The sequence below is a fragment of the Sinorhizobium sp. Y406 genome, assembly GCF_058732025.1.
Genome location: NZ_CM178974.1, coordinates 1,853,653 through 1,867,653 on the forward strand (window position 1 = coordinate 1,853,653; position 14,001 = coordinate 1,867,653).

The window sequence follows — 14,001 nt, forward strand, 5'->3', positions numbered from 1 at the left end:
CATGGCCAAACACCACTCCCTTGCTCGTGATCTGACCGCGCTTTGGTTTCAGGCGCCTTTGGTGATCGCCACGCGTACGCAGGCGATGGCCATGGCCGCCATGACCGGATCGGCGGCCGACTACGCCGAGGCAAGCAGGATGGTGACGGAGAAAATGGCAGCGGCGGCCGAATGCGCCGTTGCCGCCAATATGGCCCTGATGAAGGAAGGCATGAACGCAGCCGCTGCGATTGCCACCGGCGGGAAGGCGGCGACGGCCGGCCGCAATCGCGTGGCGGCGGCAGCGCTTCGCCCCTACGCAAAGCGTGTTCGGGCGAATGCCCGCAGACTTGTGAAATAGTCGGCAGACGAGAAGAAAGATGCTGAACGTGCCACCGAAGGACAACAAGACCGATCCGCTGGTGCTCTTCATGCCGTCGGGAAAGCGCGGCCGGTTCCCGGTCGGCACTCCGATCCTCGATGCGGCACGCTCGCTCGGCGTCTATGTCGAGAGCGTCTGCGGCGGGCGGGGCATTTGCGGGCGCTGCCAGGTGGAAGTCCAGGAGGGCCAGTTCGCCAAGCACGGCATAACCTCCTCCAACGGTCACATTTCCGAATTCGGCCCGAAGGAAATGCGCTATGCCGACAAGCGCGACCTCAAGGAAGGCCGGCGCCTCTCCTGCTCTGCCACAGTGCAGGGCGATCTCGTCATCGACGTGCCGCAGGACGTCGCCGTCAACGCCCAGGTCGTGCGCAAGGATTCCGACGAGCGCGTCATCGAACGCAACGCCTCGATCCACATGTGCTATGTCGAGATCGAGGAGCCGGACATGCACAAGCCGCTCGGCGATCTCGACCGGCTGAAGGCGGCGCTCGCGACCGATTGGGGCTTCACCGAGCTTGACGTGGATTTCCACATTCTGCCGCAGGTGCAGGCGATCCTGCGCAAGGGCGAGTGGAAGGTGACGGCGGCCATCCATCGCGACGATGAGCATGAGCGCCCGCGCATGATCGCGCTCTATCCGGGGTTGAAGAACGAGGCCTACGGGATCGCCTGCGACATCGGTTCGACGACGATCGCCATGCATCTGTCATCGCTTCTGTCCGGCCGTACGGTCGCCTCTGCCGGCACATCCAACCCGCAGATCCGCTTCGGCGAGGATCTGATGAGCCGCGTTTCCTACGTGATGATGAACCCGGACGGCCGCGCGGCGATGACCAAGGCCGTGCGCGAGGCGCTGAACGGCCTGATAGAACGGGTCTGCTCTCAGGGCGGCGTTTCGCGCGAGGACGTTCTTGAGGCGGTCTTCGTCGGCAATCCGATCATGCACCACCTCTTTCTCGGCATTGACCCGACGGAACTCGGCGGCGCGCCCTTCGCGCTGGCTGTTTCCGGCGCGGTGCGGGCCGCCGCGCATGAACTCGACCTTTCCATGAACCGCGGCACCCGCGTCTATGTGCTGCCCTGCATCGCCGGACACGTGGGGGCCGACGCAGCCGGAGCAACTCTGACCGAGGGGCCGCATCGCCAGGACGAGATGATGCTGCTCGTCGATATCGGCACCAATGCGGAAATCGTGCTCGGCAACTGGATCCGCACGGTTGCTGCCTCCTCGCCGACGGGGCCCGCCTTCGAAGGCGCGGAAATCTCCTGTGGGCAGCGGGCGGCGGCGGGCGCCATCGAGCGTGTGCGCATCGACCCGGTCACGCTCGAACCGCGTTTCCGCGTGATCGGTATCGAGCCCTGGTCTGACGAGCCGGGCTTCGCCGAAGCGGCGGCGGCGGTCGGCGTCACCGGCATCTGCGGTTCCGGCATCATCGAAGTGATCGCCGAAATGTTCCTCGCCGGCATCATCTCCGAAGACGGCGTCGTCGACGGTTCGCTTACTGCCCGCTCGCCACGCATCCTGCAGAACGGCCGCACCTTCTCCTACCTTCTTCACGAGGGCCAGCCGAAGATCGTGGTGACGCAGGGGGACGTGCGCGCCATCCAGCTCGCCAAGGCGGCGCTCTATGCCGGCGTCAAGCTGCTGATGGACAAGCAGGGCATAGACCACGTCGACCGCATCGGCCTCGCCGGTGCCTTCGGGACTTTCATCGATCCGAAATATGCGATGGTCCTCGGCCTCATCCCGGACTGCGATCTCGCCAAGGTGAAGGCGGTCGGCAATGCCGCCGGTACCGGCGCGCGCATGTGCCTCCTGAACCGCGGCCACCGTCGCGAGATCGAGGAAACGGTCAGCAAAATCGAGAAGATAGAGACGGCTCTTGAATCGAAGTTTCAGGAGCACTTCGTCAACGCCATGGCGATGCCCAACAAAGTGGATGCGTTCCCGAAACTCGCCGAGGCCGTTGCCCTGCCCGCGCGCAAGGTGCTGGCGGAAGAGGGCGAAGCGGGCGGCCGCAGAAGGCGACGGAGCCGCGAATAGGTTTGACGGTAATCGGCCTTGGATCGGGCGAAGCACCGAACGAGACTGACGACGGCAGACGAGGTACTCGCTGCAAGTCCCGCAGCGTGAAGGCTGGTGCTGAAAATCCTAAGCTTGCCACCCGTGATAAATGGCCGCGATGGGTGGAAGACGGCCCTTCGTCCTGCTCATCTGAACGAGCAAGTTGCGCCAACAGCGGGCATCGGCATCGAATAGCAATTTGGACACGCTGTCCCTAGGCCGCCTTGATCAAATCTGCAGCTTTCTCACCGATCATCATCGATGGGCCGTTTGTGTTGCCACTTAACAGAACTGGCATGATGGATGAGTCTGCCACTCGGAGTCCATGGACTCCTCTCACCGAAAGCTTCGGATCGACAACGGCCTCATCGTCGATGCCCATCTTACAGGTTCCCACGGGATGATAGTCGCAGCAGGCGTACTGGCGCACATACGCCATTATATCCTCCTTGCTCTTGGCGTCCGGACCAGGAAGGCGCTCCACCTTGATGTACTTAGCGATTTCGGGTTGGGCGAGAATCTCGCGTGTCGTCTCGATGGACTTCAACGACATGTCCCGATCGTACTGCTCACAATGATAGTTGGGGTCGATGAGCGGCATGTCCGCTGGATCGGACGACTTCAGCGAAACAGAACCGATACTGCGCGGCCGCAGGAACGTCGTGTTGACGGTGAACCCGTGGCCGTCAAGCCGCGTCTGCCCGCCCCGAACGACCATCGCGGGGGCGATATGAATTTGCATGTCGGGGCGGCCATTGCCTTCGCTCGAGGCAAACCCGCCGCCCTCCACGATGACGGATGCAGCAGGTCCACCGCGATAGAGGAGCCAATGCAGCCCATGCTTGATCGAATGCGGGAACTGATCCTGACCATCGTAGCTGATCGGGTCCTTGAGGCTGACATGGACATTCGAGCAGAGATGGTCCTGCAGGTTCTTGCCGACCCCCTTGAGGTCAATCTTGGGAGCGATCCCGACCTTCTTGAGTTCGTCGGCATCCCCGATTCCCGAAAGCATCAACAACCGCGGCGAGTTGATCGCGCCGCTCGTCACGATGACTTCCCTGTCGCACCTGATCGTTCGGAGGTTTTTGCCCTCGGCGACTTCGACTCCGACTGCGTGATCGCCTTCCAACACGATGCGGATCGCTCGCGATCCAGTGCGGACTGTGAGGTTCTTCCTGGACTTGATCGGACGGAGGTAAGAGACGGCCGAACTCCGACGTCGACCATCACGGCAGGTCACCTGGTAAAGTCCTGCGCCATACTGGGTCTCACCATTGAAGTCCGGATTGTAGGGCAGCCCCCATGTCTGGCAGGACCTGACGAACGCCTTCGAAAGCTCATGCGGCTTGACCTGATCGGAGACCCAGAGCGGGCCACCTTGGCCGTGATATTTGTTCGCAAGCCGCTCGTTGTCCTCCGACTTTCGGAAATATGGCAGCACGTCATCGTAAGACCAGCCGTCGTTACCGAGCGCAGCCCAGTTATCATAATCCTCTTTTTGGCCGCGGATATAGATCATGGCGTTAATCGAACTGGAGCCGCCGAGGGTCTTGCCCTGCGGATACCAGATCGAGCGGTTGTCGAGATTCTTCTGGGGTACCGTCTGGAAGCGCCAGTTCACGCCCGGGCCAAACAGTTTGCCCAGGCCGCCGGGAATATGGATCATGGGATTCCAGTCGCGCGAACCAGCTTCCAGCAGGAGAACTTTGACCGAAGGGTCCTCAGTCAGCCGATTGGCGATCACGCATCCGGCAGAACCTGCGCCCGTAACAATGTAGTCGTACTTTTCCATGATCCTATCCTCCCGGTGTACATGGCCGCCGAAGCGGTTATCGCCCCTTGAACAAGGGCTCACGCTTCTCGGCGAAGGCCCGGAGACCTTCCATTCTGTCTTCGGTTGCGAATGCTTCAATTGTCAGTTGGCGCTCGATTTCGAGACCTGTCTCCAGCGGGTGCTCGTCGGCAGCCTTAACGGCCCTCTTGGCGTAGGGAGTGATCGCGACCGATTTCCGCGCGATGTTCGCGGCTAACTCGATTGCTCTCTTCTGTAGCCCGTCGGCGGGCAGCACCTCGCTGACGAGACCCTTGCGTTCGGCCAGCCCGGCATCGACCATCTCCCCGGTCAGTACCATCTGCATCGCAAACGAGCGACCAACGAACCTCGGAAGTCGCTGGGTGCCGCCGTCCCCGGGGAATGAACCGATCTTGATCTCGGGCGCGGCGAACTTCGCCGTGTCCGAGGCGAGGATGATGTCGCAGACGAGAGCCAGTTCCAGCCCTCCCCCGAGGGCGAAGCCGTTGACGGCCGCGATGATCGGCTTGGGGAAATTCTCGATCTCCCGCCACCGGGCAAGCCTGTCGGGATCGACGTAGGACGCCACTCCGCGCTCCAGCATGTCGGTTATGTCCGCACCCGCCGAGAAGGCCCGCCCGCTTCCCGTCAAAATCACGCAACCAACGCCCTCGTCGGCCGCCGCTTCGCGCAGCAGGTCGACGAGCTCCGCGAGGAGCTCTTTCGACAAGGCGTTCAGTTTCTCCGGACGATTGAGCGTCAGGTGCACGACACCTGGCGACGGACTGTCTCTCAGCACGAGTGCGGTCATGGATCACGCCACCTTCTTGTAGACGGTCTCAGATGTCAGACCCGCCTGCGCCACGCAACGCCTAATCTTCTCGATCTCGGCGGCGGTAGGCTTGACCAGCGGCGGACGGACATGGGCACCGTCCCAACGACCGAGAATGACAAGCGCCTCCTTCATGCGATTGTGCATGTCGAGCAGCGGATGGTCGTAAAACGCCCTGACGGTCGGGTAGATTTTGTCGTTGATCGCCCTGGCCGCGTTGAGATCGCCCGCCTGGACTGCCCGGAAGAGCGCCACCTGAAGATTGGCGATCACCGAACCCGCGCCGGAAAGCAAGCCGTCACAGCCGAGCGCCAAGGAGCCGAGGAGCCAGGAACTGTGAGTCGTCACGGTGTTGACCGGGCGGTCCAAGGCCTTGAGCTCGCGAATCTGGCGCTCATGCAGGTTGCCGTCGCCGCAGTTGTCCTTGATGGCCTTGATCGAAGGGAACCGGGTGCAGAGTTCCAGAAGCGTCGGCAACGGGATCGCGAGGTTCGAGTTGACCGGGAACTGGTAGTGGATGATTGGGAGATCGGAAGCGTGCGTGATGCGCTTGTAATGCTCGAGGATCATCTCCGGGAGTATATGGCCGCCAAGAACCATCACTTCCGGCGGAAAGACCAGAAGGCCATTCGCGCCTTCATCCTGCGCTCTGCGCGCGATCCTCGCCGCTTCGAGGCTCGAATTCGTGTAGACTGCGACGATCGTGGGAACACGCTCCTGAAGCTCTTCCTTGGTCACGGCGATCGCCCTGAACTGCTCTTCCATCGTCAGCGAGGCGACTTCCGCGGCGTGGCCATTGATCGTGATTGCGGTGATGCCTTCGACACCGCTGACATCGCCGAGATGCTTGCGATACGCCTTCTCATTCACCTCCATGTCGGCTGTGAAGGGCATGAGAACCGCGGGAATAACCCCATGGGGCTTGTCATAGTGGCGAACGGATGCCATCGCGCTTTTCCTTCTTGTGGATAGTGGGCCGCGTCCTGAAACGCGGCCCGGCTTCGTGGTTGTCAGATGCCCTTGCCGACGAACTGATCGACATTCGCCGAAGTGACTTCGACGGTCGGCAGGACGATTTCCTTTTCGATGGCTTCGCCCTTGGCGATCTTGTGGGCGGCCTGGATGCCTTCCGGCGCGCAATAGGGATAGATGAAGCAGGCCGACATCTTCCCGGCCTTGATGGCATCGAACGCGTTGTTCTGGCCGTCCATGCCGATCACCTTGACGCCATCGAGGCGGCCGGCAGCTTCGAGCACCTGGACCGCGCCGAGCGCCATTTCGTCGTTGTGCGCGTAGACCGCCTGGATTTCGCCCGCCTTGAAGCGCTGGACCATGTCTTCCATGAACTTCACCGCCTTGTCGCGGGTGTAGTCGCAGTTCTGGTCGGCGACGACCTCGTACTTGCTGTTGCCCGCGATGACTTCCGCAAAGCCCTTGTGGCGGTCGAGCGTCGCCGAAGCGCCGGCCGTGCCCTGCAGTTCGATGATTTTGGCACCGTCAGGCAGCGCGTTCATCAGGAACTTGGCCGCACCTTCGCCGAGCGGCAGGTTGGCACCGCCCATGTGGCACGTGACTTCCGTGTTGACCTTGCGGTCCAGCGTGAGCACCGGGATGCCGTTCGCCATCGCGTCCTTGACGACGGGTGTCAGGGCCTGCGCGGTCAGCGGCGAAATGACCAGGACATTGATCCCCTGGGCGACCAGACTTTCGACGTCGGCGACCTGCTTCGACGCATCGTTGTTGCCGTCCGTGACGATGAGTTCGACCTCAGGATAGTTTGCCTCGGCGAACTTCTTGTTCACTTCGACCATGGCGATGCGCCATGGATGGTTCATCGTGCCCTGGCTGAAGCCGATCTTGATCTTGTCGGCGGCAAAGGCCCCGCGTGCCGATCCGGCGAGCGCCGCCGCGGTCGTCAGTGCTGCGGTGAGCTTGAGAAACTGCCTGCGATTGGTATTCATAGTTCACTCCTCCTGTTGAGACTTCCGTGATTCCCCTGATTGTTTCGATCAGGAACTGTTAGTGCCGCTGCCTGTGGCGATAGACCTCGAACATCACCGCCGCGATGATGATCGCGCCTTTGACGATCTGCTGGGTGAAGGGTGAGATTCCGAGTAGATTGAGGATGTTGGCGATGACCGCGATGATGGCCGCGCCGATGACGGTGCCGACGATCGAGCCTTCGCCGCCGAAGAGCGACGTGCCGCCGATGACGACGATCGCAATCGCTTCGAGTTCGAGATTGGTCCCGGCAGTCGGCTCGCCGACGGTCAGACGGGAGACGGTGATCAGAGCCGTGAGCGCCGCGAGGAACCCCGAGATCACGTAGACCGACATGAGCATGGCGTTGACGTTGATGCCTGCCAGACGCGCTGCCTCGGCGTTCGAACCGACCGCGTAGACCTGCCGTCCATAGGCCGTCGAGCGCAGCAGGATGAACGCGATGACGGCGACGGCCACAAATATCCAGATCGGAACCGGGACTCCGAACAGGAAGCCGCCGCCCAGGAAATAGAAGGCGTCAGTCGCGTCGCCGAGATTCTGCGGTTCGCCATTCGCGATGGTCATCGCTATGCCGCGGCCCATGACCAGCGTGCCCAGCGTCATGATGAACGGAGGCATGCCGAACGCCACGATTCCGATGCCGTTGACCGCGCCGAACACGACCCCAAGAACCAAGGCGATCGCCATCACCAAGGGAATGGACATGCCGCTCGCGAGGAGCATCGCCGTGGTGACCGCCACCACACCTACGATCGAGCCGACGGAAAGGTCGATGCCCCTCGTCAGGATGACGAAGGTCATTCCGACGCTGACGATGCCGAACAGCGCCACCTGGCGGCCGACGTTCATCAGGTTTCCGACCTGGATGAAGCTGGGCGAAAGGTAGATCGCGATGGCGCAAAGGATCACCAGGACCCAGAAGAGGCCAAGGCTTTGGGCCATGGACCAGGATCGCGAGAGCATCGAGCCTTGGCTCGCGGTATGATGTTGGGTTGTCATTTCAACCATGTCCTTTTCCTCCCAGGGAGACGGCGTTCGCCTCGGCGACACGCCGGGTCCTCAGCCAGTCGGCGACATCCGCCATGCCGCCCTCGTCACACGACGGGCCCACGAACGCTGCGAATGCCTTGATTTCATCGATCGCGTTGGCGACGGTCACAGCCGTCCCGGCCCAACGCAGCATGCCAAGATCGTTCTCGGCGTCGCCGGCGGCGACACAGTCCTTCGCGTCGATGCCCAACTCGCCAGCGAGCACTTCGATCGCCGCCCTCTTGGACACGTCGAGCGGACCGACCTCCAAGAGTCGCCAATGTGATCCAGCCACCATCAGGCTGTTCGAGAACGCATCCTTCAAAGCATCGAAACCCGCATCCTGGGGATCGGTGCGGACGCACATGATCTTCCCCGGCTCGCCAGGAAGGTCGGCGACCATCTCGACCACCGCGAGCGTTTCGCCCGTGATAACGACCTCACGTTCGGCCACAGGGTTTGGACCGACAGTGTAGACCTTGCCATTGGCGTACCAGAGCGTCGCCAACCCCCGTGCCAGGGCAAACTCGACCACGTTGAGCGCCGCCGACCTTTCAATCGAGGTTGCGCGCTGCGCAACCGACGAGGCGACATCGCCGACCCATCCGCCGTTGAAGCAGATGACGAGATCAGACACGTCCAGCCGCTCGGCATAGGGCCTGATCGCTTCCGGCGACCGGGCGGTGGCGAGCACGATGCGCACCCCGCTTTCGCGAAGCGCTCGGAACGAACCGACGACGGAAGTCGGAAGCTCATAGCCATGGGTCAGGAGTGTGCGGTCGACGTCGGTGACCAGCAGCCGAGCGGGAAACATCGATTATCTCCCGAAGACCGGAGTACGCGGCCCCGTGTGGATGAATAGCGTCTTGAGCTGGGTGAACTCCTCGAACCCGGCCTGGCCCATTTCGTAGCCGTAGCCCGAACCCTTGACCCCGGTGAGCGGCAGCTGGGGCGCGCCGTCGATGACGGTGTTGGCCTGTACCCACCCGCTCTTCAGCCGCTTGGCGACGTTCATCACGGTGTCGATGTTCTTCGACCAGACGTAGTTCGACAGGCCGTAAGGGCTGTCGTTGGCCAGCTCGATCACCTCTTCCATGGTCTCGAACCGGGTGATCGAAAGAACCGGACCGAAAATCTCCTCCTGGAAGATTTTCATCGTAGGCTGGACATGGTCGAAGATGGTGGCCTGCACGAAGTGTCCGGCACCGGATGCGGCTCCACCGCCTGAGAGCAGCTTGGCACCTTCGGCGACGCCCGAGTCGATGTACTCGAGGACCTTGCCGTGGTGCTTCGGATCGATCATCGCGCCGATATCGGTATCCTCGTCGAAGGGATCGCCGACTTTCAGCTTCTTAGAGCGTTCCGTTACCCGGGCGATGAACTCGTCAGCGATCGAATTCTGGACGAACAGCCGTGATCCGGAGACGCAGCATTCGCCGTTGTTGAAGAACACGCCCATAAGCGCCCCGTCGACGGCGTCGTCGAGGTTGGCGTCCGCGAAGACCATGTTTGCGGATTTGCCACCGAGTTCCAGCGAAGTCTTCACGACGTTCTTGGACGAGGCCTGCATGACTTCCTGGCCGACGCGGGTTGATCCGGTGAACGAAATGAAATCGACGCCGGGATGCTCGGTCAGGGTCTTGCCGACGACCGATCCCTTACCGCTGACGACGTTGAACACGCCTGCGGGGACACCAGCCTCGACAGCTAGGGCGGCGAGCTCAAGGGCGCTGCCTGATGTGAATTCTGACGGCTTGACCACCGCGGTGCAGCCTGCCGCCAGGGCGAAAGGCACCTTCTGCGCCAGGATCAGGGCGGGGAAGTTCCAGGGCGTGACGAGCGCGACAACGCCAATCGGTTCGCGCATCAGGAGGGCGGTCTTGTTTGCACCGAGGTTCGTGTAGGTTGATCCGACCATCTGCATCGCGAGAGAGGCCGCGTAGCGGATAAGACCCACGACACCGGAGACGTCGCCTCGTGCGAAGCGGATTGGCTTGCCGACTTCCTCGACTTCGATCTGCACCAGTTTGTCGAAGTTGGCTTTGACGAGATCGGCGTAGCGGTTCAGGATTTCGGCACGCTCCATGCCGCTCATCTGCGGCCAGGGCCCCTTGTCGAAGGCCTCGCGTGCCGCCGCCACGGCGCGGTCCATGTCGTCCTGCGTGCCGGAGGCGAACGTGGCGACGGTTTCGCCAGTCGCGGGAGCTTTGCGCTCGACGAAATCGGTCGATGCTCCGTCGAAACGGCCGTTGATGAAGTGGGTGTAGGAACGGACAGTCATCGTGCTTTCCTCAATTCCAAACTGCGTGGGACATGATGGCTTCCTCGGTAGCGCCCTGGCCTTCGAGGATGGCGGCGACCTCGCCTTGCCGCATGACGAGAATGCGGTCGCAGAGGCCGAGGATTTCGGGCAACTCGGACGACACCATCACCACGCTTGCGCCCATGTTGGCGGTGACCTGAACAAGAAGGTCGTAGATTTCGCGTTTCGCGGCGACATCGACGCCGCGGGTGGGTTCATCGACCAGCAGGATGCTCGTGCCGGCGCTCAACTGCCGGGCGATACCGCATTTCTGCTGATTGCCGCCGGAGAGCGTCCGGACGCGTGTCGCCCCGGACGGCGTCTTGATCCGCATTTGGCTGATGTAGTTGGAGACGATGCCCTTTTCCTTGGACCCGCTAAGCAGGCCGCTCGTGACCAGTTCGCCCAAGGAGGAGATCGTGACGTTGAACGCGACGGACTGGTCAAGGAACAACCCCTCGGTCTTGCGGTCTTCGGGAAGAAGACCGATGCCTTTCGCGAGCGCCGCGCGGGGTTTGCCGAGCGCGAGTTGGCTCCCGTCGACCGAGACCTCGCCGCTGTCGACGGGATCGGCACCCGCGATGGCCCTGAGGATTTCGGTGCGGCCGGAACCAGCAAGGCCGCAGATGCCGAAGATTTCGCCGCGGCGAACGTCAAACGAGATGTCTTTGAGCTTGCCCTTGCGGTTGAGCCCGTTCACGGAGAGACGGATGTTCTGCTTGGGGGCCACACGTCCCGGGAAGATGTCGTTCATCTCGCGTCCGACCATCTTGCGGATCAGGTCCGCCGAAGTCGTCTGAGCGATCGGTTCGCTCGAGATCACCTGACCGTCGCGAAGGACGGTCACGTCGTCGCAAATCTCGTAGAGCTCTTTGAGACGGTGAGAGATGTAGACGAAGGAAACGCCCTGTTCCCGGCTGAGCGTGCGGATCAGCTCGAACAGATTTTCCAGTTCGCTATCACCAAGAACCGCCGACGGCTCGTCAAGAACGACGATCCTGGCGTCGCGTGAGATTGCCTTGGCGATCTCGACCATCTGACGCTGGGCGACACTCAGACGATCAATCCTGGCGGAGGGATCGACCGCGAAGTTCAGCTTCTTCAAGATTCGCGCGGCATCGAGCTTGGCCTTCCTCCAGTCGATCGTCCCGATCGAGGTTTTGGGGAGGCGGCCGAGGAAGATGTTCTCGGCGACGGTGAGGTGCGGTGCCTGGGCCAGTTCCTGGTAGATGACGGCGACGCCGAGCTGCAACATCTTGTCCGGCGTGGGAGCTTCGACGACATTTCCGTCGATTGCCACCTGGCCTTCCGTCGCCAGATAGGCCCCCGACAGAATCCGCATCAGAGTACTTTTTCCGGCCCCGTTTTCTCCCACGAGCCCATGAACGGTTCCCTTGGCAACGGCGAAGCTGACATCCTTCAGCGCGTAGACGCCGGGGAACCGCTTATGGATGCCTTTCATCTCAAGAATGGGGGATGCCATGTCGAGGTCTCCAGTCCGTGAAATCGATTTCACGACCAAGTTAAAAAAATCAGAGCCGGGGAATCTGCATTCCGCCGCCGATGTTGTAGACGTCGCCCGTGCTGAACGGCATGCCGCCAGTCACCAACGTTGCGATGCCGCGCGCGATATCCTGCGGTTGACCCCATCGGCGGATGGCGCAAATCGCCCCGCTTTCGATCTGAGGCGAGTAGCGTTCGAAAACATCCGCGGTCATATCGGTCATGATCAAACCGGGACGGATTTCATAAACTCCGATGCCATGTTCGGCGAGGCGCAACGCGTACTGCTGGGACGCCATGGATAGGCCCGCCTTCGAGATGCAGTACGGCCCCTTTTCCGGCGACACCAGATGAGCGTTGGCGGACGTGATGAAGACGATCGACCTGTTGTCCGGAGCGCCTTCGCGCGCCACCATCCGCTTGGCGACGGCCTGCGTCAGAAAGAAGGTGCCGCGGAGGTTGACGTCGATCAGACGATCGAAGCTCTCTTCCGAGACCTCGAGGAGATCACCGCGCTCGGGAACCTGAATTCCGGCGTTGTTGATGAGACAATTGACCGGGCCGAGACCTGTTTCGACCTTGTCTAGGAAGGACGCGTAATCGGAGGTCTGTGAGATGTCCAACTGCAACAGCAACGCTCGCCGTCCCTGTTCCTCGACCAGTTTGACGGCTTCTTGGGCGGTCTCATCGTCGCGCAGGTCGACGACTGCGATGTCGAAGCCCGCCGACGCCAATTCGACGCAGATGGCCTGACCGATACCGCGACGCCCGCCGGTTACGACCGCCACGCCACGAACGGCGCTCGCGCCACCGTTGGCTTGTCCTTCCCCGCGCGTCTTGACATCCGCTTTCATCACGCAGCCCCTCTCTCAGATGCTTCACCCCGCGACGCCACGACGGCGTTCGCAGACAACAGTTGTTCGACCTCCGAGGCCGAGTATCCGTGCTCGGAGAGGATTTCGCGCGTGTGCTCGCCGATCTCCAACGCCAGAACCCGGAGGTCCGGAACCTTGCCGTCGTATCGGTTTGGATGGTTCACAAGATGAATGGTGCGGCCCTTGACCTGGACCTTGCGGAACACTTCCGAATGGACGAGTTGCGGATCGTTCAGAAGCTCGTCGTAATAGCGGATTGGAGCCCACCAGACATTATGGCTGTCGAAGCGCTGCTCCAGCTCGTCGACACTGAACTTCGCCGTCGCCAGAGCCAGGGCCTTGGCGAACTCGTCGCGATCCTCGTAGCGGTCCTTCGAAAGCAGCGCGCGCATGTCGTCGCTCTCCACCGCCTTGGCGAGATCGGGAACCTTGCATAACGAAACCACAACGTGGCCGTCTCGAGCCGGATAGACGCCATAGGGCGCTTCATGGAACCACGTTGCGAGATTCTTCTCGCGATTTAGGACGTCGCGGGCCATGCCTCCGGCGAACCAATTCACAAGCGGTTCGCCTTGAAGGTCGATCCCCGCGTTGAGAAGGCTACCTTCCACTCGGGTGCCTTTGCCCTCGCGGAGCTTGCGGACGATCGCGCCGAGGATGCCCATGGCGAGCAGAGCGCCGCCATGCTGGTCGACGACGGCTGCACCCACAGGAGTCGGACCGATTCCAGGCGTCCCCGTGACGCTGATCAGACCCGAGCGTGCCTGAACTAGGATGTCCTGGCCCGGCTTGTCGACCATGGGTCCGCTCGATCCGAAGCCGCTCGCCGATGCGAAGATGAGGGTCGGGTTGAGGCGGTCCAGTTCAGCCTGGTCGAAGCCGAGCCGGGAGAAGACACCCGGCCGGAAATTTTCGAGCACCACGTCGGCTCCAGCGATCAAGCGTCGAGCGACTTCCTTGCCCTCCGAGCTCTTGAGGTCGATGGCGATCGAACGCTTGTTGCGGTTGGCGCAGAGATAGAAGCCGCTCATGCCTTCGACATAGACGCCCGCTCCGGACCAATGGCGTTCGTATGCGCCCGTCAAAGGTTCGACCTTGATGACGTCAGCGCCCATGTCTGCGAGATATTGATCGGCGGCAGGCCCCTGCAGAAAATGGCAGAAGCTGACGACCTTTATTCCTCCTAACAGCACCGTTTCCTCCAGCTGGTCGTTTTCGAGAAATCGATTTCA

General features: G+C 61.8%; 12 protein-coding genes. 2 read left to right on the forward strand and 10 right to left on the reverse strand.

Going from position 1 to position 14,001, the window contains the following annotated elements; all coding sequences use genetic code 11:
• Position 1 precedes the first annotated feature (1 nt).
• Together AC4P1R_RS08885 and AC4P1R_RS08890 are read left to right on the forward strand one after the other, a co-directional pair.
• Positions 2–340, forward strand: coding sequence for a hypothetical protein (locus tag AC4P1R_RS08885; RefSeq protein ID WP_069458252.1), 339 nt, complete (start codon positions 2–4; stop codon positions 338–340).
• A 19-nt stretch (positions 341–359) separates the two neighbouring features.
• Positions 360–2,408: an ASKHA domain-containing protein gene (locus tag AC4P1R_RS08890; RefSeq protein ID WP_492176652.1), complete on the forward strand. Its 2,049-nt coding sequence runs from the start codon at positions 360–362 to the stop codon at positions 2,406–2,408.
• A 235-nt stretch (positions 2,409–2,643) separates the two neighbouring features.
• On the opposite strand, the gene AC4P1R_RS08895 is transcribed toward AC4P1R_RS08890, so the two are convergent.
• The 10 genes from AC4P1R_RS08895 to AC4P1R_RS08940 form a co-directional block, all read right to left on the reverse strand.
• The gene (locus tag AC4P1R_RS08895) at positions 2,644–4,224 is read right to left on the reverse strand and encodes a GMC family oxidoreductase (protein ID WP_069458250.1); all 1,581 of its coding nucleotides are present in this window, start codon (positions 4,222–4,224) and stop codon (positions 2,644–2,646) included.
• Positions 4,225–4,261: 37 nt separating this feature from the next.
• Positions 4,262–5,035 carry an enoyl-CoA hydratase/isomerase family protein gene (locus AC4P1R_RS08900; RefSeq protein ID WP_069458249.1) on the reverse strand — a complete coding sequence of 258 codons (774 nt, stop codon included), beginning with the start codon at positions 5,033–5,035 and terminating at the stop codon, positions 4,262–4,264.
• A 3-nt stretch (positions 5,036–5,038) separates the two neighbouring features.
• The gene (locus tag AC4P1R_RS08905) at positions 5,039–6,004 is read right to left on the reverse strand and encodes a dihydrodipicolinate synthase family protein (RefSeq protein ID WP_492176653.1); all 966 of its coding nucleotides are present in this window, start codon (positions 6,002–6,004) and stop codon (positions 5,039–5,041) included.
• A gap of 62 nt (positions 6,005–6,066) precedes the next feature.
• Positions 6,067–7,017 (reverse strand): substrate-binding domain-containing protein, encoded by a 951-nt coding sequence (locus AC4P1R_RS08910; RefSeq protein WP_069458247.1) that lies wholly within the window; start codon positions 7,015–7,017, stop codon positions 6,067–6,069.
• Between the two features lie 58 nt (positions 7,018–7,075).
• Positions 7,076–8,068 carry an ABC transporter permease gene (locus AC4P1R_RS08915; protein WP_492176654.1) on the reverse strand — a complete coding sequence of 331 codons (993 nt, stop codon included), beginning with the start codon at positions 8,066–8,068 and terminating at the stop codon, positions 7,076–7,078.
• Entirely contained in the window at positions 8,061–8,903 is an 843-nt protein-coding gene (locus tag AC4P1R_RS08920; protein ID WP_069458245.1) for a Cof-type HAD-IIB family hydrolase, read from the reverse strand. The genes AC4P1R_RS08915 and AC4P1R_RS08920 overlap by 8 nt, the downstream gene beginning before the upstream one ends.
• Positions 8,904–8,906: 3 nt before the next feature.
• Positions 8,907–10,370: an aldehyde dehydrogenase family protein gene (locus tag AC4P1R_RS08925; protein WP_492176655.1), complete on the reverse strand. Its 1,464-nt coding sequence runs from the start codon at positions 10,368–10,370 to the stop codon at positions 8,907–8,909.
• Between the two features lie 10 nt (positions 10,371–10,380).
• On the reverse strand, positions 10,381–11,874 hold the full coding sequence (locus AC4P1R_RS08930; protein WP_492176656.1) for a sugar ABC transporter ATP-binding protein: 1,494 nt from the start codon (positions 11,872–11,874) through the stop codon (positions 10,381–10,383).
• Between the two features lie 49 nt (positions 11,875–11,923).
• On the reverse strand, positions 11,924–12,748 hold the full coding sequence (locus tag AC4P1R_RS08935) for a 3-ketoacyl-ACP reductase (RefSeq protein ID WP_492176657.1): 825 nt from the start codon (positions 12,746–12,748) through the stop codon (positions 11,924–11,926).
• Entirely contained in the window at positions 12,748–13,962 is a 1,215-nt protein-coding gene (locus AC4P1R_RS08940; protein WP_492176658.1) for a CaiB/BaiF CoA transferase family protein, read from the reverse strand. Before AC4P1R_RS08940 ends, AC4P1R_RS08935 begins: the two co-directional genes overlap by 1 nt.
• Positions 13,963–14,001 lie beyond the last annotated feature (39 nt).